This window comes from Phytohabitans rumicis, from assembly GCF_011764445.1.
In the GTDB taxonomy this organism is placed as follows: domain Bacteria; phylum Actinomycetota; class Actinomycetes; order Mycobacteriales; family Micromonosporaceae; genus Phytohabitans; species Phytohabitans rumicis.
The window spans coordinates 569828-588680 of sequence record NZ_BLPG01000002.1 but is presented as its reverse complement, the minus strand read 5'-3'; the positions used below and the strand labels follow the sequence as shown (position 1 = coordinate 588680).

Here is an 18853-nt window from a genome sequence, read left to right as displayed (position 1 = left end):
CTAGCCCGCGGCGGACAGCTCCTCCCACCGCTGGCGGGCGCCGTCCTGCCAGGCGGCGTGCTGGGTGTCGAAGAGGGTGCGGGCGCGCTGGCCCAGCCACCGCGGCGGCAGCAGTTCGTCCGGCAGCAGCGGGTCCAGGAACGGGAACCGGCGCCACTCGTGCACGAGCCGCACCTGGGCCAGCAGGGTGGCGTCGCCGGGCTCGGGGCGTACGCCGGAGAACTCGTCCATGAACGCCTCGTAATGCGCCTCGACGTCGTCCAGGTCCCAGGCCCGCTGCACCAGGGAGCGCTCGGAGCCCACGCCGGCGAACGGGCCGGTGAACGACAGCGCGGTCGCGTCCAGCCCGAGGTCGTGCATGATCTGCTTGACCTCGGCCTCCCGCTCGGGGTGCGGGCTGACCCACATCCCGGCCGTCGGGTTGCCGAACCCGGCCCAGGCCAGCTGGGTCTGTAGCTTGTGGCGCAGCTTGCGCTGGGTCTCCGGCACGGTCGCCATGACGATCAACCAACGTCCGTCCCAAACCTGACGTGACGCGCCGTGGGTGTAGATCCGCTCGGTGCCCTCGGTGAGCAGTCGGCGGCCCACCGGGGTGAGCACCCAGCGCACCCGCCGGCCGTCCCGCTCGGAGACGATCCACCCGTCGGCCGCCGTACGGGCGATCGCCTGCCGGGCGGACTTCTCCTCGGCGCCGAGCCCGCCGAGGACGTGCACCAGCGCCGAGGTCCAGGCCGGTTTGCCGGACGGCAGCGCGAACTCGCCGAGCACGGTCAGCAGCAGCGACCGCGCGCTGGCCGCGCCAACGCTGTGCCGGCGGGTCAGCACCGGCCGGGTGGTGGTGTCGGTACCCCTTGCCATGCGGCCAAATGTAGCGGTACGCGGCCGCGCCCTACCCCGCGCTCCACTGTGGCGATCAAGGAACGTCATAACGATCCACGAGCCTATCTTCGACATCTACTTGACGTTCTGTATTGGCTCTGTAGAGTCTCAGGCCACCAGTCCCGGCCAGGCACCGGCCGGGCGATGGGTGAAGGAGGACCCCGATGGGCGTTCCACCCCTCGGCGGCCGGATCGCCGGCGCCGGACTCCTGACCGTTGCCCTCGCGCTGTCCGGCTGCGGCGGCTCGAGCCTGGAGGAATCCGGCGGCGCCGAGGCCACCGGCGACGTGAAGATCGGCCTGCTGGTACCGCTGTCCGGCGTCTACGCCCCACTCGGGCAGGACATGCGCAACGGCTTCCAGCTCTACCTCGACCAGCACGGCGGCAAGCTCGGCGGCCGCACGGTCAAGCTGGTCACCGCCGACGAGGGCGAGGGCCCGCAGACCGGCGTACCGGCCGCCCAGAAGCTGGTCACCCAGGACCAGGTCGCGGCGGTGGTCGGGATCGTCAACTCCGCGGTCGCGCTCGGCGTCCGCAACCTCTTCGACGAGTCCAAGGTGCCGCTGGTGATCGCCAACGCGGGCGCCGACGCGATCACCGGGGCGCAGAAGTCCGACTACGTCTGGCGGACCAGCTTCTCCAACGGCAAGGTCAGCGCGGCGCTCGGCGCGGCCGTGGCGCAGGAGGTCGCGGGCGGCAAGGTGTACCTGATCGCCGCCGACTACGCCGCCGGCAAGGAGATGGTCGCCGGGTTCAAGAGCACCTTCCAGGCCGCCGGCGGCACGGTGGCGGGGGAGAAGTACACGCCGTTCGGCAAGACCCAGGACTTCCAGCCGTACCTGTCGGAGATCCTCGCCAGCGGCGCGAAGGCCGTCTACAGCTTCTACGCCGGCGCCGAGGCGGTCAGCTTCGTGCAGCAGTACCAGCAGTTCGGCCTCGCCAGGAAGATCCCCTTGTACGGCACCGGATTCCTCACCGAGGGCGGCGTGCTCAAGGCGCAGGGCCAGGCCGCGGTCGGCGTGAAGACCTCGCTGCACTACTCCACGGAGTTGGACACCCCGCGCAACAAGGAGTTCGTCGACGCGTACCAGAAGGCGCTCACCGCGCCGCCCACCGTCTACGCGGTGCAGGCGTACGACGCCGCGGCGGTGCTGGACAAGGCACTGACCAAGGCGGCCGGCGGCGACGGCGCGGCGGTGGTCAAGGCGTTCGGCGAGATCGGGCCGGTCGACAGCCCGCGCGGGCAGTGGAGCTTCGACGCCAGCCACGACCCGCAGCAGCCGTACTACCTGCGCGAGGTCCGCGCCGGCGGCGGTGCCATGGTGAACGCGGTCGTCCGCGAGCTGAGCTGACGGGGCGGCGGGCATGCTGGCGTGGCTCGACGCGAACCTGGTGAGCCTGCTCAACGGGCTGGCGCTCGGCTCGCTGCTGTTCGCCATCTCGGTGGGGCTGTCCCTCGTGTTCGGGATGATGGACGTGCTCAACCTGGCGCACGGCGCGGTCTACCTGGTCGGCGCGTACGTCGCGGTGGCCCTGGTGGGCAGCGGCGGCGGGGTCACCGCCTTCGTCGCCGCAGTGCTGGTCGCCGCCGCCGTCGGGGCGCTGCTCGGCGGCGCGCTCGCCGGGATGACCCAGGCCACGCCGCACCACCTGGACCAGGCGCTGCTCACCCTGGGCGTGGCCCTGGTGGTGGCCGACCTGCTGGCCGCGGTGTTCGGCACGGACGTGCACTCCGTGCCGGCGCCGCGGCCGCTGGCCGGCAGCGTGCAGGTCGCCGGGCAGACGTACCCGCTGTACCGGCTGCTCGTCATCGGGTTCGGCGCGGCGCTCGCCGTGGCGGTCTACCTGATCGTCGAGCGCAGCGCGCTCGGCGCCGTCATCCGGGCCACCGTCGCCGACCGGGCCATGGTCGGCGCGCTGGGCATCAACACCCGCCTGGTCGTGGTCGGCGTGTTCGCCAGCGGCGCCGCGCTCGCCGCGGTCGGCGGCGTGCTCGCCGGGCCGATCCTCGGCGCCCAGCCGGGCCTGGACGAGAAGGTCCTGCTGCTGGCCCTCGTCGTGGTGGTGATCGGCGGGCTCGGCTCGATCCGCGGCGCCCTCATCGGCGCCCTGCTGATCGGCCAGGTGCAGGTGCTCGGCGTGGCGCTCGTCCCCGAGTACGCCTCGTTCCTGCTCTTCGCGGCCATGGCGGCGGTGCTGCTGATCCGCCCGGCCGGCCTGCTCCCCGCCCGATCGGCGGTCCCCGCATGACCACTGTGGAGAAGGAGCGGACCGTGGCGGCGTCGGTCACCGCGCCGGCGCCGCGCAACCGGGCACGCGGGGCGGCCGCCGGGCTCGCCCTGCTGGTGCTGGCGGCGCTTCCGCTCGTACTCGCGGCGTATCCGATCTCCACGCTCACCCGGATCCTCGCGTTCGCCGTGCTGGTGCTCAGCGTCGACCTGCTCACCGGGGTCTGCGGCCTGCCGACGCTCGGCCAGGCGGCGTACTTCGGGGTCGGCGCGTACACCGCGGCCCTGGTCGGCATCCACGTGACCAGCGACGCGGCCGTCCAACTGCTGGCCGCCGTCGGCGCCGGCCTGCTCGCCGCCGCGGCGACCGGATGGGTGGCGATCCGGGCCAAGGGATCGTCTTCCTGATGCTCACGCTGGCCATCGGCGAGTCGCTGCACCAGATCGCCGACACCTGGTCCGTCGTCGGCGGCAGCAACGGCCTGGTCGGGATGCCGCCCATCACCGTGGCCGGCGGGCCGCCGCTGCGCGCCGCCGGGTACGTCTACTGGTGGGTGCTCGCCGTCTTCGTCGCGGTCTTCGCGGTCACCGCGCTGATCGCCAGCTCGCCGTACGGCCGTACCCTGCGCGGTATCCGCGACAACGAGCCACGGATGCGGGCCCTGGGCTACCGCCCGGCGCTGGCCAAGTTCGGCGTCTTCTGCCTGGCCGGCGCGGTGGCCGGCGCCGGCGGCGCGCTCTGGGCCGCGCAGGCCCGCTTCGTCGCCCCTGGCGACCTGGGCTTCGAGGTGGCCGCGCTGGCGCTGCTCAGCGTCGTCATCGGCGGCGCCGGCAGCCTCTGGGGCCCGTGCCTGGGCGCCGCGGTCGCGCTGCTGGTCCGGGACACCATTTCCGGGTACGTCGCCGGCCGCGGCGCGCTGCTGCTCGGCGTGCTCTTCGTAGCCGTCGTGTTTCTCATGCCGCGCGGCATCGCCGGCCTGCGGCGGCGAAGGAGAATGGCGTGACACCGATCCTGGAGCTGGACGGGCTGACCCACGCGTACGGCTCGCTCACCGCCGTCGACCGGGTGAGCATGGACGTCCTGCCGGGGCACCGGCACGCCCTCATCGGCCCGAACGGCGCCGGCAAGTCCACCCTCTTCGCCACGGTCGCCGGCACGCTGCGCGCCACCGGCGGGCGGATCCGCTTCGCCGGGCGCGACGTGACCGGGCTGTCCGAGTCGGCCCGCGCCCGGCTCGGCCTCGTCCGCACGTACCAGCACTCCAGCCTCTTCCTGAACTGCACGGTGCTGGACAACGTGGCGCTGGCCGTGCAGCGGGTCCACCGCCGCGCCCACCGGCTGGACCGGCCGGCCCGCCGGTTCCGCCGGATCACCGAGCGGTCCGAGCGGCATTTGGCCGAGATGGGCCTGCTCACGCGGGCCGGCGCCAAGGCGGCCGCGCTCTCGCACGGCGAGCGGCGGCAGCTGGAGGTCGCCATGGTGCTGGCCACCGAGCCGTCGCTGGTGCTCTTCGACGAGCCGACGGCGGGCATGTCGGCCGCCGAGACCGAGCGGTTCGTCCAGCTGCTGGCCGGGCTGCCGGCGGAGCTGACCGTGGTCATCGTGGAGCACGACCTGGACGTGGTGTTCCGGCTGGCCACCCGGGTGAGCGTGCTGCACCTGGGCCGGGTGCTCGCCACCGGCACCGCCGAGCAGGTCCGCGCCGACGAGTCGGTCCAGCGCGCGTACCTGGGCACCGCGCGCACGGAGGAGCTGTTCACGCCATGAGCCAGACGCTGCTGTCCGTACGCGACCTGCGCGCCGGGTACGCCGGCACCACCGTCCTGGACGGCGTCGACCTGTCGGTGCCGGCCGGGGCGGTGCTGGCCCTGCTCGGGCGCAACGGGGCCGGCAAGAGCACCTTCGTGCACACCGTCATGGGCATGCTCAAGCCGTACGGCGGCAGCGTCACCGTCGCCGGCGTCGAACTGGCCGGGGCGCCCGCGCACCGGGTGGCACGGCACGGCGTGGCGATCGTGCCACAGGGGCGGCGGGTGTTCGCCCCGCTGACCGTCGAGGAGAACCTGCGCATCGCGGCCCGCCGCCGTACCGGCGAATGGACCGTGCCGCGCGTCTACGAGCTGATGCCCCGGCTGGCCGAGCGCCACGCCAACCGCGGCGACCAGCTCTCCGGCGGCGAGCAGCAGATGCTCGCCATCGGCCGGGCCCTGCTGGGCAACCCGCGCCTGCTGCTGCTCGACGAGCCCTCCGACGGCCTCGCGCCGGCGGTCGTCGACCAGGTCGCCGGCGTCCTGGGCACGCTGCGGGAGCAGGGCCTGGCAACGCTGCTCGTGGAGCAGAACCTGCACCTGGCGTTCCAACTGGCCGGCGAGGTCGCCGTCATGCGCAAGGGCCGGATCGTGCACCGTTCGTCCACTGTCGACTTCCGCCGCGACGAGCGGCAGGCGCGTGCCCTGCTCGGCGTGGGTTAGCCAGCCTGGCTAGTTCACAGCATTGCGGCGGGCGACCGACGGGTTGATGCCGAACCGGGCGTGGAAGGCCCTCGTGAAGTGGGCCTGGTCGGGGAAGCACCAGCGCGCGGCGACCGCCGCGATGCTGCGGTGGGCCAGCAGCGGGTCGGACAGGTCGCGCCGCACCGCGTCCAGCCGCCGGCCCCGGATGATGTCGGTGACCGTGCACGGCTCGTGCTCGAAGAGGCGGTGCAGGGTCCGCGGGGCCATGTGGTGCGCGGCCGCGACCCGGGCGTGCGTCAGGTCGGCCTCGCCGAGGTGCGTGCGGATGTAGGTGAGGACCTGCAGCCGCAGCGCGTCGGCGGCCGCGTCGGTGTCCGGCACGGCCGCTTCGCTCAGCGTGCCGGCGATGAGGTGCAGGCCGGCCTCGCCGAGCCGGTCGGCCGCGGCCTCGCGGGCCGGCTGGCGTTGCAGGACGGCCGAGTTGACGAAGCCGGCCAGGACCGCGCCCGGCCCGCCGGCCAGCGGGTACGGCCGGTTCATCGAGGCGAGCACGGCGTGCTCGGGCAGGCTCAGGGCGTCGCGCGGGAAGGCCAGCACGGCACAGGTCCAGTGCTGCTCCAGGCGCAGGTGGTACGGGCGGCCCGTGTCGTAGATCGCCATCTGTCCGGGCTCGATGGCGATCTCCCGGTCGTCCTGGAACACGGTGGCCCGCCCGCGCACCTGGACGCAGATCTTGAACAGGTCGACCGGCATCCGTTTGACCGCGGTCGGGGTGCGCCGGACCACCTGGGGCGTGCCGCTCACCTCGTACGCGGCGAGCGCGCCGAGGTGCGTGCCGGCCATCCAGCCGGTCGGCGCGCGCGCCGCCAAGGCCCGCGCCTCGATGGCCTCGGGGACGAGCCGGCCGAACGCGCCGCCGAGCTGCTCCCGCCAGACCTCGGCGGCCGTGTCAGTTGTCGCGCCCATCGCGCTCGCCTCCCACCCCGGACTTGTCAGCGAGCGACAAGGGTCGTGGCGCTAATAGTCAACAGCTAGGCAACCGATCTGACAAGAGTGTGTAGCACGTCAGTAACCGAAGAGGTGGGCCATGGACAGTACCTACGACTACGTCGTGATCGGTGCCGGGTCGGCGGGGTGCGTGCTCGCCGTACGGCTTTCGGAGGACCCGGACACCCGCGTGCTGCTGCTCGAGGCCGGGCACGCCGACGACGCGCCCGCGATCGCGGTGCCGCCGGCCTGGCCGTCGCTGTGGGGCACCGACGTGGACTACTCGTACGACACCGTGCCGCAGGCGGGCACCGGCGGTGTCGTACACAACTGGCCGCGGGGTCGCACCCTCGGCGGGTCGAGCAGCATCAACGCGATGGTGTACCTGCGCGGTCACGGCGCCGACTTCGACGGGTGGGCCAAGGCGGGCGCCGACGGGTGGGACTTCGCGTCGGTGCTGCCGTACTTCCGCCGGATGGAGACGGTGACCGGCCGCGACCCGCGGTACCGCGGGGACGGCGGGCCGATGCGCCCGGCACCCGCTGGGCAGGGACATGCCAACCCGCTGTCGCAGGTCTTCCTGGACGCGGCGGAGGCGGTCGGGCACCCGCTGACCGCGGACTTCAACGGCGCCACCGCGGAGGGCGCCGGCTGGCACGACCTGTCCATCACCGGCGGGCACCGGCAGAGCACGGCGGCGGCGTACCTGCACCCGGTGCGCGACGAGCGCCTGAACCTCACGGTGGCGACCGGGGCGCGGGCGCACCGGCTGCTGTTCGCCGGCACCCGGTGCACCGGCGTCGCGTACGAGCAGGACGGCGAGGTGCGCACCGCGTACGCGGCCCGGGAGGTGGTGGTCAGCGCGGGCGCGGTCGACTCGCCCCGGCTGCTCCTGCTGTCCGGCGTGGGCGCCGCCGCCGAGCTCGAAGAGGTGGGCGTCGACGTCGTGCACGACCTGCCGGGCGTCGGGCGCAACCTGCACGACCACCCGCTGTGCGCGGTGGTGTACGAGGCGAGCCAGCCCATTCCGCCCGGCCAGACCAACCACGCCGAGACGTCGATGCTGTGGCGCAGCGACCCCGCCCTCGCCGGCCCGGACATGCAGCTGATGTTCATCCACGTGCCGTTCCACCCGCCGGCACTCCAAGCACCGGAGAACAGCTTCACCCTCGGCGTGGCCACCGTGCCGGACGCGCGCGGCTCGGTCCGCCTGGCCGGCCCGGACCCGCGGGCGGCGCCGCTGATCGACCCCAACTACCTGGGGACGGATTCCGACGTACGGCGGCTGGTGGACGGCATCGCGGTGGCCCGGGAGATCGCCGCCGCCGAGCCGTTCGGGCCGTGGCGGGCGCGCGAGGTGCTGCCCGGCCCGGACGTCACCGACGAGGCCGGACTGCGCGCGTACGTGGCGCGCGGTACCGGCACCTACTACCACCCGGTCGGGTCGTGCGCGATGGGCACCGGCCCGGACGCGGTGGTGGCACCCGACCTGCGCGTACACGGCCTGGACGGGCTCCGGGTGGCGGACGCGTCGGTCATGCCCAAGATCGTCTGCGTCAACACCAACGCCGCCACGATCATGATCGGCGAAAAGGCCGCGGACCTCATCCGCGGCACAGTGAACTGAAGGGATCTGCGATGAGCGAGCTTCTGGACGGCGTGCCCTGGCGGGGCGCGATCTACAGCGGCGGGTGGGTGCCGGCGCACGGCGGCGTGCTGGACAGCGTCGAACCGGCGACCGGCGCGGTGCTGGCCGAGGTCGGGCTGGCCGACGAGGCGGACGTCGCGGCGGCGACCGCGCGGGCCGCCGCGGCCCAGCCGGGCTGGGCCGCGGCCATCGGCCCCGAGCGGGCCGCCGTGCTGCGCAGGGCCGCCGCCGTGCTGTCCGACAACCGCGCCGAGTTCGAGCGCTGGCTGGTACGCGAGGGCGGTGCCGTCCCGGGCAAGGCGGCCTTCGAGGTGGACCTGGCGCTGGGCGAGCTGTGGGAGGCCGCCGCGCTGCCCACCCAGCCGTGGGGGCACCTGCTGCCGGCCAGCGAGCCGGGCCGGGAGAGCGTGGCCCGCCGGGTGCCGCTCGGCGTGGTCGGCGTGATCAGCCCGTGGAACTTCCCGCTGATCCTGTCGATCCGGGCGGTCGCCCCGGCGCTGGCGCTGGGCAACGCCGTGGTCCTCAAGCCCGACGTGCAGACGGCGGTGTCCGGGGCACGCTGGTGGCGCGGCTGTTCGAGGCGGCGGGCCTGCCGGACGGGCTGCTGCACGTGCTGCCGGGCGACGCCGGGCCGGGTGCGGCGCTGACCGTGGACCCGCACGTCGCCATGATCGCCTTTACCGGGTCGACGGCGGTCGGCCGCGAGGTCGGCGCGGCCGCCGGGCGCGCCCTCAAGCGCGTGTCCCTGGAGCTCGGCGGCAACAACGCGCTGATCGTGCTCGACGACGCCGACCTGGACGTCGCCAGCTCGGCCGGGGCGTGGGGCGCGTTCCTGCACCAGGGGCAGGTGTGCATGACCGCCGGCCGGCACATCGTGCTGGAGTCGGTCGCGGAGGAGTACCTCGGCCGGCTGGCCAAGCGGGCGCAGGGCCTGCCGGTCGGCGACCCGTACACCGGGCAGGTCGCTCTGGGACCGCTGATCAACGAGCGGCAGCGCGACCACGTCGACCGCATCGTGCGGGAGACGGTCGCGGCGGGCGCCGAGGTCCGCGCCGGCGGCACCCACGAAGGGCTCTTCTACCGGCCCACCGTGCTCGCCGACGTCACCCCGTCGATGCCCGCGTTCCGCGAGGAGATCTTCGGCCCGGTCGCGCCGGTCGTCGTCGTCCGCGACGAGGACGAGGCGGTCGCGGTCGCCAACGACACGGCGTACGGGCTGGTGGCCGCCGTGCAGACCGGCTCGCCGGAGCGCGGCCGGGAGCTGGCGGGGCGGCTGCGCACCGGCATCGTGCACATCAACGACCAGACGCTCAACAACGACGCGTACGCCCCGTTCGGCGGCACCGGCGTGTCCGGCAACGGCAGCCGGTTCGGCACGCAGAGCAGCTGGGACGAGTTCACCCAGTGGCAGTGGGTCACCTTCCGCGAGCAAGCGCACGCCTTCCCGTTCTAATGTGCTACACAGCCTTGACGACCCACGACAGAGATGTAGAGTCTGAAGCATGAGCAGCCTGGCAGCCGCGACCCGCGACCACGTCGAGTTCCGGACGGACCCGAGCCGCTACCGGCACTGGCGGCTGGCCTTCGACGGCCCCGTCGCGACGTTGACGATGGACGTCGACGAGCAGGGCGGCCTGGTGCCCGGATACGAGCTGAAGCTCAACTCGTACGACCTGGGCGTCGACATCGAGCTGTACGACGCGGCGCAGCGGCTGCGGTTCGAGCACCCGGAGGTGCGCACGGTCGTGCTGACCAGCGGCAAGGAGAAGATCTTCTGCGCCGGCGCCAACATCCGGATGCTCGCCGCGGCCGCGCACGCCACGAAGGTGAACTTCTGCAAGTTCACCAACGAGACCCGCAACGGCATGGAGGACGCGACCGCCCACTCTGGACAGACCTGGATCGCGGCGCTCAACGGCACCGCGTCCGGCGGCGGGTACGAGCTGGCCCTGGCCTGCGAGCACATCATGCTGGTGGACGACCGCTCCTCGGCGGTGTCGCTGCCCGAGCTGCCGCTGCTGGGCGTGCTGCCCGGCACCGGCGGGCTGACCCGGGTGGTCGACAAGCGGCACGTGCGCCGCGACCTGGCCGACTACTTCTCCACCAAGTCCGAGGGCGTCAGCGGCCGCCGGGCGGTCGCCTGGCGGCTCGTGGACGAGGCGGTGCCCCGGCCCCGGTGGAGCGAGTCGGTCGCCAGCCGGGCCGCCGAGTTCGCCGCCCGGTCCAGCCGCCCCGACGGCGCGACCGGCATCGCGCTGCCGCCGCTGGCCAAGACCCGCACCGGCGAGGCCATCGCCTACCGGTACCTGCACGCCGTGCTGGACCGGGACCGCGGCTGCGTGGAGGTGACCGTCCGCGGCCCGGCCGAACCGGCGCCCACCGGCATCGCGCAGGTGCACCGGCAGGGCGCCGACTTCTGGACCCTCGCGGTCACCCGGGAACTGGACGACCTGATCCTCGACCTGCGCACCAACGAGGCCGAGCTGGGCACCTGGGTGCTGCGCACCGAGGGCGACGCCGAGCGGGTGCTGGCGTACGACGCGCTGCTGCTGGAGCACGCCGGCGACTGGCTGGCGGGCGAGATCGTCCTGTATCTCAAGCGCACCCTCAAGCGGCTCGACGTGACCAGCCGCAGCATCCTGGCGCTGATCGAGCCGGGCAGCTGCTTCGCCGGTTCGCTGCTGGAGCTGGCGCTGGCGGCCGACCGGTCGTACCACCTGTTCGGCGTCTTCGAGGACGTCGATCCGGACGCGGCGCCGGCCGCCGTCACGGTCGGCCCGATGAACCTCGGGCCGCTGCCCATGGGCAACGACCTGACCCGGCTGCGGACCCGCTTCTACGGCGACCCGGACGGCCTCGCCGCCGTCGAGGCCCAGGCCGGCCGGCCACTGCCCGCCGACGAGGCGGAGAAGCTGGGGCTGGTGACGTTCGCCCCCGACGACATCGACTGGGCCGAGGAGGTCCGTATCGCGATCGAGGAGCGGTCCAGCTTCAGCCCGGACGCGCTGACCGGCCTGGAGGCGAACTACCGCTTCGCCGGTCCGGAAACGATCGAGACGAAGATCTTCGGCCGGCTGTCCGCCTGGCAGAACTGGATCTTCTACCGCCCCAACGCCTCGGGGCCGGACGGGGCGCTGCGCAAGTTCGGCACGGGGCAGCGTGCCGACTTCGACCGGAAGCGAGTCTGAGCCGTGACGACCGCCGACTACACCGAGAAGATCCCGAACAACGTCGACCTGCATGAGGACCGCCGGCTGCAGCGCGCCCTGGAGTCCTGGCAGCCCAACTTCCTGAACTGGTGGGAGTCCATGGGCCCGCGCCTGCCCACCCAGGAGGTGTACCTGCGTACCGCGGTCAACGTCGGCCGCGAGGGCTGGGCGCACTTCGACCACGTCGCCATGCGCGACTACCGGTGGGGCATCTTCCTCGCCGAGCGCGACCGCGACCGGCGGATCGCGTTCGGCCAGCACAAGGGCGAGCCGGTGTGGCAGAAGGTGCCGGGGGAGTACCGGGCCGACCTGCAGCGCCTGATCGTCATCCAGGGCGACACCGAGCCGGCCTCCGTGGAGCAGCAGCGCAACCTCGGCGCCACCGCGCCGAGCCTGTACGACCTGCGCAACCTCTTCCAGGTGAACGTGGAGGAGGGGCGGCACCTGTGGGCGATGGTGTACCTGCTGCACGCCTACTTCGGCCGGGAAGGGCGCGAGGAGGCCGAGGAGCTGCTGCACCGCAACTCCGGCAGCGAGGACGCCCCGCGCATCCTCGGCGCGTTCAACGAGGAGACCCCGGACTGGCTCTCGTTCTTCATGTTCACCTACTTCACCGACCGGGACGGCAAGTACCAGCTCGGCACGCTGAAGGAATCGGCGTTCGACCCGCTGTCGCGCACCTGCGAGTTCATGCTCAAGGAAGAGTCGCACCACATGTTCGTGGGCACGACCGGCATCGACCGGGTGGTGGAGCGCACCGTGCAGCTGATGATCGAGCACGACACCGACGAGGTGGGCCCGCGCGGCGGCATCCCGCTCACCGTGATCCAGAAGTACCTGAACTTCCACTACTCGGTGTCGCTGGACCTCTTCGGCTCGGAGACCTCCACCAACGTCGCCAACTACTTCACCTCCGGGCTGAAGGGGCGCTGGCTGGAGGAGCGGCGCCGGGACGACCACCGGCTGACCGGCGAGGCGATCATGGTCGACGCCGTCACCGACGAGGGCGACATCGGGCAGACCGAGGTCGCCGCGCTCGTGGGGCTCAACACCGACCTGCGCCGCGAGTACATCGGCGACTGCCAGAACGGCGTCAACCGGTGGAACAAGATCCTGGACAGCGCCGGACTGCCGCAGCGGCTTCGGCTGCCGCACGTCGCGTTCAACCGCAAGGTCGGCGCGTTCGCCGGCATCGAGGCGGCCCCGGACGGGACGCCGATCTCCGCCGAGGAATGGGCCCGGCGCAAGAGCGGCTGGCTGCCCACCGACCTGGACAAGACGCACGTCCGGTCGCTGATGCGGCCGGTGCACGAGCGCGGCAAGATCGCCGCGTGGATCGCCCCGCCCCGGCAGGGCATCAACGGCAAGCCGTTCGACTACGACTACGTCCACCTCGCCTGACCGGGACCCAGGGGTGCGCCATGACCGAAGCGTTCAACGCCAGCACGTACCTGCTTGACAGACATGTCGCCAGCGGCGGCGGCGACCGCCTCGCCCTGACCGGCCCGCACGGCGAGGTGAGCTACGCCCGGCTGCACGACCGGGTGCGCCGCACCGCCGCCGGGCTGCGCCGCGCCGGTGTGCAGCCGGAGCAGCGGCTGCTCATGTTCATGTCGGACACCCCGGACTTCGTGGTGGTGTTCCTCGCCGCGCTGCGCGCCGGCGCGGTGCCCGTACCGGTGTCCACGATGCTGCGCACCGAAGGGCTGGTCGGGCTGCTGCGCGACTCCCGCGCCCGGTTCCTCGCGGTCAGCGCGGAGTTCGGCGACCTGGCCGCGGACGCCGCCTCGGGCGCGCCCGAACTGGTCGCCACCTTCGGCCCCGCCGAGCTGGACGCGCTCGCCCACGGCGAACCGGACGACGAGGTGTACCCCACCACCGAGGACTCGCCGGCGTTCTGGCTCTACACCTCCGGCACCACCGGCAAGCCCAAGGCCGCCATGCACCGGCACGGCTCCATCCGGGTGGTCTGCGAGACGTACGGCACGCAGGTGCTCGGCATCCGCCGCGACGACCGGTGCCTGTCCGCCGCCAAGGCGTTCTTCGCGTACGGGCTGGGCAACTCGGTGCTCTTCCCGCTGTCCGTCGGGGCGTCCGCGATCCTCGAACCCGGACCGTCCAAACCGGACACGATCGCCGAGCGGGCCCAGAAGTACGGCGCCACGCTGTTCTTCGGCGGCCCGACGTTCTTCGCCAACATGCTGCGGGCCGAGCTGCCCGCCGACGCGCTGCCCGGGGTACGGCTGGCCGCGTCCGCCGGCGAGCCGCTGCCGGCCGAGCTGTACCAGCGCTGGACGGCGCACTTCGGCGTCGACATCATCGACGGCATCGGCATGACCGAGATGCTGCACATCTTCCTGTCCAACCGGCCGGGCGCGGTGCACCCGGGCACCACCGGCGTCGCCGTCCCCGGGTACGACCTGCGCATCCTCGACGACCAGGGATACGAGGTGCCGGTCGGCAGCCCCGGCACGCTGTTCGTGCGCGGCGCCTCCACCGCCACCGGCTACTGGTCCCGCTACGCCGCCTCCCGGCAAGTCTTCCAGGGCGAGTGGCTGCGCACCGGCGACACGTACATCCGGGACGGCGAGGGCTACTACCGCTGCCTCGGGCGCACCGACGACGTGCTGAAGGTCAGCGGCATGTGGGTGGCACCGTCCGAAGTGGAGAACCGGCTGCTCACCCACGAGGCCGTGGCGCAGGCCGTGGTCGTCGGCGCGCCCGACGCGGACGGCCTGGACAAGCCGGTGGCCTTCGTCGTGCCCCGGACCGGCCATGACGTGACCGAGGACGAGCTGATCGAGTTCTGCCGGACGGCCATCGAGTCGTACAAGCGCCCGCGCCGGGTGGTGTTCGTCGACGCGTACCCGACCACCGCCACCGGGAAGATCCGCCGCGTGGAGCTGCGCAGCACCGCCGAACGGCTGCTCGGGTGAGCACGATCGACTGCGACCTGCTCATGCACCAGCCGAGGTTCGTGCTGGGCGAGCGCGCGCAGACGCTGACCCGCGACCCGGACGGCGTCATCACGGTCGGCACCGACGCGGGCACCGGCCTCCGCTGCCGGGCCGTCGTGATCAGTGGCGGCATCGGGACGTTCACGCCCCGCCCGCTGCCGGCCGCCGCCGGCTGGGCCGGGCGCGGGCTGTCGTTCTTCGTGCCCTCGCTGGGGGCGCACGCCGGCCAGGACGTGGTGGTCGTCGGCGGCGGCGACAGCGCCTGCGACTGGGCGCTTTCGCTGGAGCCGTTGGCCCGGTCGGTCACCCTGGTGCACCGCCGTACGGCGTTCCGCGCGCACGCGCGTACCGTCGAAGAGGTCTTGTCGTCCACGGTGGACGTCGTCACGGACGCCGAGGTGTCGGGCGTCTTCGGCGCCGAAGACGTCGAACGGGTGGAGATCACCCGGCGCGACGGCACGGTGCTGGCCCGGCCCGCGCAGGCCGTCATCGCGGCGCTCGGCTTCACCGCGAACCTCGGCCCGATCCGCGAGTGGGGCCTCGACGTCGTGGCCAACCGTTACCTGCCGGTGGACACCACGATGTCCACGAACATCCCGGGCGTCTTCGCCGCCGGGGACATCGCCGACTACCGCGGCAAGGTGCGGCTCATCTCCGTCGGCTTCGGCGAGGCCGCCCTCGCGGTCAACAACGCCGCCGTCCTGATCAACCCGGACGAGCAGCTGTTTCCCGGCCACTCGTCCGACGCCGTGCCCGCCGCGGCCTGATCTTAGGGAGGATTCGTGCCGTACGTCATCGCCGCGGCCTGCATCGATGTCATGGACCGCTCGTGCGTGGAGGAGTGCCCGGTCGACTGCATCTACGAGGGCGACCGCAAGCTCTACATCAACCCCGCCGAGTGCATCGACTGCGGCGCCTGCGAGCCGGCGTGCCCGGTGCAGGCGATCAGCCAGGACCGCCGGGTGCCGGAGGACCAGGCCGCGTTCGTCGCGGACAACGCGCGTTTCTTCAGCCACCCGCTGCCCGGGCGCGAGCAGCCGCTCGGCGCCGCGGGCGGGGCCGGCGTCACCGGCACCGTCGGCGTGGACACCGACCTCGTCGCGTATTGGGTGGCGTGATGCTCGACGGCCGCCCGCTCATCGACGCGCACGTGCACGCGGCGCGCCTGCCCACCCTCAAACCCGCGTGGCTGGCCTGGGCCCGCGAGTTCGGCGACGCCGAGGCGTTCGACGGCCTGTACGGCGCCGACGGGGCCGTCGACCCGGCCCGCTTCGACGCGTACCTGGCGCAGGAGGGCGTCGACGCCGCGCTCGTGCTGACCGAGTACAGCCCGAAGACCACCGGCATCCAGCCGGTCGAGGACGTGCTGCCGCTGACCGCGTACAACCCCGACCGGGTCAAGCTGGTCGCCAACATCAACCCGCACATGCACTACCCGGTGGACGAGGAGCTGCGCCGCCAGCTCGACCTGGGCGCGGTCGCCTGCAAGATCCATCCGGTGCACGCCGGGGTGGCGGCGGACAGCCGGTGGCTGTACCCGGCGTACGAGGTGTGCCAGTCGGCCGGCATCCCGGTCGTCGTGCACTGCGGCACCAGCAGCTTCCCGGGCTCGTCCAACCGCTACGCCGACCCGGTCCTGCTCGACGACGTGCTGCACGACTTCCGCGACCTGACCGTGGTGCTGGCGCACGGCGGCCGCGGCTGGTGGTACGACGCGGCCGCGTTCCTGGCCCTGTCCCACGAGCGGGTCTGGATCGAGCTGTCCGGCCTGCCCCCGTCCCGGCTGCGCGAGTACTACGCCCGCCACAACTGGGCCCGGCTGTCCCGCAAGATGATCTTCGGTACCGACTGGCCGGGCGTCCCCGGGATCGCCCGCAACGCGCGGGCGGTCGCCGACCTGTGCCCGGACGAGGAGACCACCCGGCTCGTCCTGGCCGGCAACGCCGCGCACGTCTACCGCCTGAAGGCGGCCGGCTGATGGCCGTCTACGCGCTCGGCGACCTCGTCCCCGCCATCGACCCGGACGCCTACGTGCACCCCGACGCGGTCGTCATCGGCGCGGTCACGCTCGCGGCCGGCGCGTCGGTGTGGCCGGCCGCGGTGCTGCGCGGCGACTACGGCCGCATCGCCATCGGGCCGCGCACGTCGGTGCAGGACGGGACGGTCGTGCACACCACCGCGCAGTGGCCGACCGTCGTCGGCGCCCGCTGCGTGGTCGGCCACAACGCCCACCTGGAGGGCTGCCGGGTCGGCGACGACTGCCTCATCGGCTCCGGCGCGGTCGTCCTCAACCGCGCCACCGTCGAGGACGGCGCCGCGGTGGGCGCGGCGGCGCTGGTGGTCGAGGACGCCGTCGTACCGTCCGGGCACATCGCCCTCGGCGTGCCGGCCCGCCCGCGGCCGGCCCCCGACCTCGCCACCTGGGTCACCGAGGCCGTCGACCTGTACGCCGACCTGGCCCAGCGGTACCGGGCCGAGCTGCGCCGCATCGGCTGAAAGGGGGCTCGGGTGTATCTGCGGAGTTTTTGGGAGGGCGCTGGCGGGACGGTGGCGGGCCGGCCCGGCCGCTGCCCGACGCCACCACGGGCGAGACCGTGGCGCTGCTGCCCAGCACCGGCCCGGACCCGGCCGCCGCCCTGGCGTACGCCCGTGACGTGGGCGGGCCCGCGCTGCGCGCGCTGACGTTCACCCAGCGGGCCGCGATCCTCAAGGCGCTCGCCCGGCACCTAGCCGCCCAACTGGACGACCTCGTCGCGCTGAGCACCCGCACCGGGGCCACCCGCCGGGACACGGCCGTGGACGTCGACGGCGGCATCGGCACCCTGGCCGTGTACGCCGGCAAGGGCGCCCGCGAGCTGCCGGACGCGACCGTGCTGCTGGACGGGGACGCCGAGCCGCTGGGCAAGGGCGGCACCTTCGCCGGGCAGCACGTCTACACGTCCCGGCTGGGCGCGGCCGTCCAGGTCAACGCGTTCAACTTCCCGGTGTGGGGCATGCTGGAAAAGCTCGCGCCGGCCTTCCTCGCCGGCATGCCGTCGGTCGTCAAGCCGGCCAGCCAGACCGCGTACCTGACCGAGCGGGTCGTCCGCCACATCGTCGAGTCCGGCCTGCTACCCGACGGCGCGCTGTCGCTGTGGTGCGCCGGACCGGGCGGCCTCCTGGACACCCTGACCGCGCAGGACACGCTGAGCTTCACCGGGTCGGCGGCCACCGCGTTCGCCCTGCGCACCCATCCGGTCGTGGCCGGGCGGTCGGTGCGGTTCAACGCCGAGGCCGACTCGCTCAACTGCGCCATCCTCGGCCCCGACGTCCGCGCCGGCGACCCCGAGTTCACCCTGTACGTCGACCAGCTGGTCACCGAGATGACCGTCAAGGCCGGGCAGAAGTGCACGGCCATCCGGCGCGCGTTCGTGCCCGCCGCCCTCGCCGAGTCGGTCACCGACGCGGTCGCCGCCCGCCTCGCCGCGACCGTGGTCGGCGACCCGGGCCGGCCGGACACGCTCGTGGGACCGCTGGCCAGCCTCGCCCAGCGGGACGAGGTACGGGCCGCCGCCGGCCGGCTGGCCCGGGTCGCCAAGCTCGCCTTCGGCGACCCCGACCGGGTGGACGTGTCCGGCGCCGATGCGGTGCGCGGCGCGTTCCTGTCCCCGCTGCTGCTGCGCTGCGACGACGCCGACGCCGCCGCGCCGCACGAGGTCGAGGCGTTCGGTCCGGTGTGCACGCTCCTGCCGTACTCCGATGTGGACGGCGTCGTCGCGGCGGCGGCGCGTGGCGGCGGCAGCCTGGCCGGGTCGATCGTCACCCACGACCCCGACGTCGCCCGGCGGCTGGTCGCCGGGCTGGCGTCCGGGCACGGCCGGCTCCTGGTCCTGGACCGTGACGACGCCGCCGAGTCCACCGGCCACGGCATCGCCATGCCACAGCTGCTGCACGGTGGACCGGGCCGCGCCGGCGGCGGCGAGGAGCTCGGCGGCCTGCGCGCGGTGCGGCACCACATGCACCGCACAGCCGTCCAGGGCCATCCGGACTTCCTACGGAGCCTGGCCGCCACCTGACACCCGGGCTCGCTCCCCGCCGCGCTCCCCGCCGATCGCGGTCCCTCTCCGTCGATCGCGGTCCCTCCGCGCTGATCGCGGGCCTTCCGCGCTGATCGCGGGCCTCTCCGCCGATCAAGGTCCCTCGCCGTCGATCAAGGGCAAATGGCCGTACTTCGATCTCCAATCCGCGACCGTATGCCCTTGATCGCCGCGAAATCCCTTGATCGGCGTGCGCTCGCGCGGCTGCGGTGGCCGCGGCCGTGCGGTAGCGGTGCGATCAGGCCGCACCGTCCACGAAGGACTGTCCACCACAGGGGAGTGCCTTGGGTGGCCGGTGCCGTCCGGCCGTACCGCGTGCGGCGGCGCGCACGCGGAGCGGCGCCGGCCCTCGTCGATCAAGGACTTCTGCGCCGATCAAGGCCGAATGGTCGTGGATTGGAGATCGAAGTACGGC

The 18853-nt window shown here is 73.4% G+C and carries 19 protein-coding genes; 17 read left to right on the top strand and 2 right to left on the bottom strand.

All coding sequences use genetic code 11. The features are described from left to right. Entirely contained in the window at positions 1-858 is an 858-nt protein-coding gene (locus tag Prum_RS46315; protein WP_173085722.1) for a PaaX family transcriptional regulator, read from the bottom strand. Positions 859-1043: 185 nt separating this feature from the next. On the opposite strand from Prum_RS46315, the gene Prum_RS46310 reads away from it, so the two are divergent. The 6 genes from Prum_RS46310 to Prum_RS46285 are packed head-to-tail and all read left to right on the top strand — an operon-like array spanning position 1044 to position 5579. Continuing rightward, positions 1044-2231 (top strand): ABC transporter substrate-binding protein, encoded by a 1188-nt coding sequence (locus tag Prum_RS46310; protein ID WP_173085720.1) that lies wholly within the window; start codon positions 1044-1046, stop codon positions 2229-2231. A gap of 13 nt (positions 2232-2244) precedes the next feature. After that, positions 2245-3129: a branched-chain amino acid ABC transporter permease gene (locus Prum_RS46305; RefSeq protein WP_173085718.1), complete on the top strand. Its 885-nt coding sequence runs from the start codon at positions 2245-2247 to the stop codon at positions 3127-3129. Beyond that, entirely contained in the window at positions 3126-3515 is a 390-nt protein-coding gene (locus Prum_RS46300; RefSeq protein ID WP_173085716.1) for an ABC transporter permease subunit, read from the top strand. The genes Prum_RS46305 and Prum_RS46300 overlap by 4 nt, the downstream gene beginning before the upstream one ends. Further along, on the top strand, positions 3515-4111 hold the full coding sequence (locus tag Prum_RS46295) for a branched-chain amino acid ABC transporter permease (protein ID WP_173085714.1): 597 nt from the start codon (positions 3515-3517) through the stop codon (positions 4109-4111). The genes Prum_RS46300 and Prum_RS46295 overlap by 1 nt, the downstream gene beginning before the upstream one ends. Further along, positions 4108-4875 carry an ABC transporter ATP-binding protein gene (locus Prum_RS46290; RefSeq protein WP_218577919.1) on the top strand — a complete coding sequence of 256 codons (768 nt, stop codon included), beginning with the start codon at positions 4108-4110 and terminating at the stop codon, positions 4873-4875. The genes Prum_RS46295 and Prum_RS46290 overlap by 4 nt, the downstream gene beginning before the upstream one ends. Continuing rightward, a complete protein-coding gene (locus Prum_RS46285) occupies positions 4872-5579 on the top strand; it encodes an ABC transporter ATP-binding protein (RefSeq protein ID WP_218577918.1) in 708 nt (235 codons plus the stop codon). Before Prum_RS46290 ends, Prum_RS46285 begins: the two co-directional genes overlap by 4 nt. Before the next feature lie 9 nt (positions 5580-5588). Here the strand turns inward: Prum_RS46285 and Prum_RS46280 are convergent, their stop codons facing one another. Then, positions 5589-6527 carry an AraC-like ligand-binding domain-containing protein gene (locus tag Prum_RS46280; RefSeq protein WP_173085712.1) on the bottom strand — a complete coding sequence of 313 codons (939 nt, stop codon included), beginning with the start codon at positions 6525-6527 and terminating at the stop codon, positions 5589-5591. 121 nt (positions 6528-6648) lie between these two features. Here Prum_RS46280 and Prum_RS46275 point away from each other — a divergent pair, with 121 nt between their 5' ends. From Prum_RS46275 to paaZ, 11 genes are read left to right on the top strand one after another with little or no spacing between them, the layout of a single operon-like run. Beyond that, positions 6649-8175, top strand: coding sequence for a GMC family oxidoreductase (locus tag Prum_RS46275; RefSeq protein WP_173085710.1), 1527 nt, complete (start codon positions 6649-6651; stop codon positions 8173-8175). A gap of 11 nt (positions 8176-8186) precedes the next feature. Then, on the top strand, positions 8187-8843 hold the full coding sequence (locus Prum_RS53255; protein ID WP_246278785.1) for an aldehyde dehydrogenase family protein: 657 nt from the start codon (positions 8187-8189) through the stop codon (positions 8841-8843). After that, positions 8759-9649, top strand: a complete 891-nt coding sequence (locus tag Prum_RS53250; RefSeq protein WP_246278784.1) for an aldehyde dehydrogenase family protein — start codon at positions 8759-8761, stop codon at positions 9647-9649. Before Prum_RS53255 ends, Prum_RS53250 begins: the two co-directional genes overlap by 85 nt. A 49-nt stretch (positions 9650-9698) precedes the next feature. Continuing rightward, a complete protein-coding gene (gene boxC, locus Prum_RS46265) occupies positions 9699-11384 on the top strand; it encodes a 2,3-epoxybenzoyl-CoA dihydrolase (RefSeq protein ID WP_173085708.1) in 1686 nt (561 codons plus the stop codon). A gap of 3 nt (positions 11385-11387) precedes the next feature. Next, positions 11388-12806, top strand: a complete 1419-nt coding sequence (gene boxB, locus Prum_RS46260; RefSeq protein WP_173085706.1) for a benzoyl-CoA 2,3-epoxidase subunit BoxB — start codon at positions 11388-11390, stop codon at positions 12804-12806. A 20-nt stretch (positions 12807-12826) separates the two neighbouring features. Beyond that, positions 12827-14341, top strand: a complete 1515-nt coding sequence (locus Prum_RS46255) for a benzoate-CoA ligase family protein (protein WP_173085704.1) — start codon at positions 12827-12829, stop codon at positions 14339-14341. Then, positions 14338-15129: an NAD(P)/FAD-dependent oxidoreductase gene (locus Prum_RS46250; RefSeq protein WP_218577917.1), complete on the top strand. Its 792-nt coding sequence runs from the start codon at positions 14338-14340 to the stop codon at positions 15127-15129. Before Prum_RS46255 ends, Prum_RS46250 begins: the two co-directional genes overlap by 4 nt. Positions 15130-15144: 15 nt before the next feature. Then, positions 15145-15480, top strand: a complete 336-nt coding sequence (gene fdxA, locus Prum_RS54280; protein ID WP_173085702.1) for a ferredoxin — start codon at positions 15145-15147, stop codon at positions 15478-15480. Further along, a complete protein-coding gene (locus Prum_RS46240) occupies positions 15480-16340 on the top strand; it encodes an amidohydrolase family protein (RefSeq protein WP_173085701.1) in 861 nt (286 codons plus the stop codon). The genes fdxA and Prum_RS46240 overlap by 1 nt, the downstream gene beginning before the upstream one ends. Continuing rightward, on the top strand, positions 16340-16858 hold the full coding sequence (locus Prum_RS46235) for a gamma carbonic anhydrase family protein (RefSeq protein WP_173085699.1): 519 nt from the start codon (positions 16340-16342) through the stop codon (positions 16856-16858). The genes Prum_RS46240 and Prum_RS46235 overlap by 1 nt, the downstream gene beginning before the upstream one ends. Positions 16859-16887: 29 nt before the next feature. Beyond that, positions 16888-18417 carry a phenylacetic acid degradation bifunctional protein PaaZ gene (gene paaZ / locus Prum_RS46230; protein WP_173085697.1) on the top strand — a complete coding sequence of 510 codons (1530 nt, stop codon included), beginning with the start codon at positions 16888-16890 and terminating at the stop codon, positions 18415-18417. Positions 18418-18853: the final 436 nt, after the last annotated feature.

Bases quoted from the DNA above. Each gene is read 5' to 3' on its own strand.
- Prum_RS46240 (WP_173085701.1), top strand. From the start codon at position 15,480: ATGCTCGACGGCCGCCCGCTCATCGACGCGCACGTGCACGCGGCGCGC.
- Prum_RS46275 (WP_173085710.1), top strand. From the start codon at position 6,649: ATGGACAGTACCTACGACTACGTCGTGATCGGTGCCGGGTCGGCGGGG.
- Prum_RS46235 (WP_173085699.1), top strand. From the start codon at position 16,340: ATGGCCGTCTACGCGCTCGGCGACCTCGTCCCCGCCATCGACCCGGAC.
- Prum_RS46295 (WP_173085714.1), top strand. From the start codon at position 3,515: ATGCTCACGCTGGCCATCGGCGAGTCGCTGCACCAGATCGCCGACACC.
- Prum_RS46280 (WP_173085712.1), bottom strand. From the start codon at position 6,527: ATGGGCGCGACAACTGACACGGCCGCCGAGGTCTGGCGGGAGCAGCTC.
- Prum_RS46285 (WP_218577918.1), top strand. From the start codon at position 4,872: ATGAGCCAGACGCTGCTGTCCGTACGCGACCTGCGCGCCGGGTACGCC.
- Prum_RS46305 (WP_173085718.1), top strand. From the start codon at position 2,245: ATGCTGGCGTGGCTCGACGCGAACCTGGTGAGCCTGCTCAACGGGCTG.
- Prum_RS46315 (WP_173085722.1), bottom strand. From the start codon at position 858: ATGGCAAGGGGTACCGACACCACCACCCGGCCGGTGCTGACCCGCCGG.
- Prum_RS46300 (WP_173085716.1), top strand. From the start codon at position 3,126: ATGACCACTGTGGAGAAGGAGCGGACCGTGGCGGCGTCGGTCACCGCG.
- Prum_RS46310 (WP_173085720.1), top strand. From the start codon at position 1,044: ATGGGCGTTCCACCCCTCGGCGGCCGGATCGCCGGCGCCGGACTCCTG.
- Prum_RS46255 (WP_173085704.1), top strand. From the start codon at position 12,827: ATGACCGAAGCGTTCAACGCCAGCACGTACCTGCTTGACAGACATGTC.
- Prum_RS53255 (WP_246278785.1), top strand. From the start codon at position 8,187: ATGAGCGAGCTTCTGGACGGCGTGCCCTGGCGGGGCGCGATCTACAGC.
- boxC (WP_173085708.1), top strand. From the start codon at position 9,699: ATGAGCAGCCTGGCAGCCGCGACCCGCGACCACGTCGAGTTCCGGACG.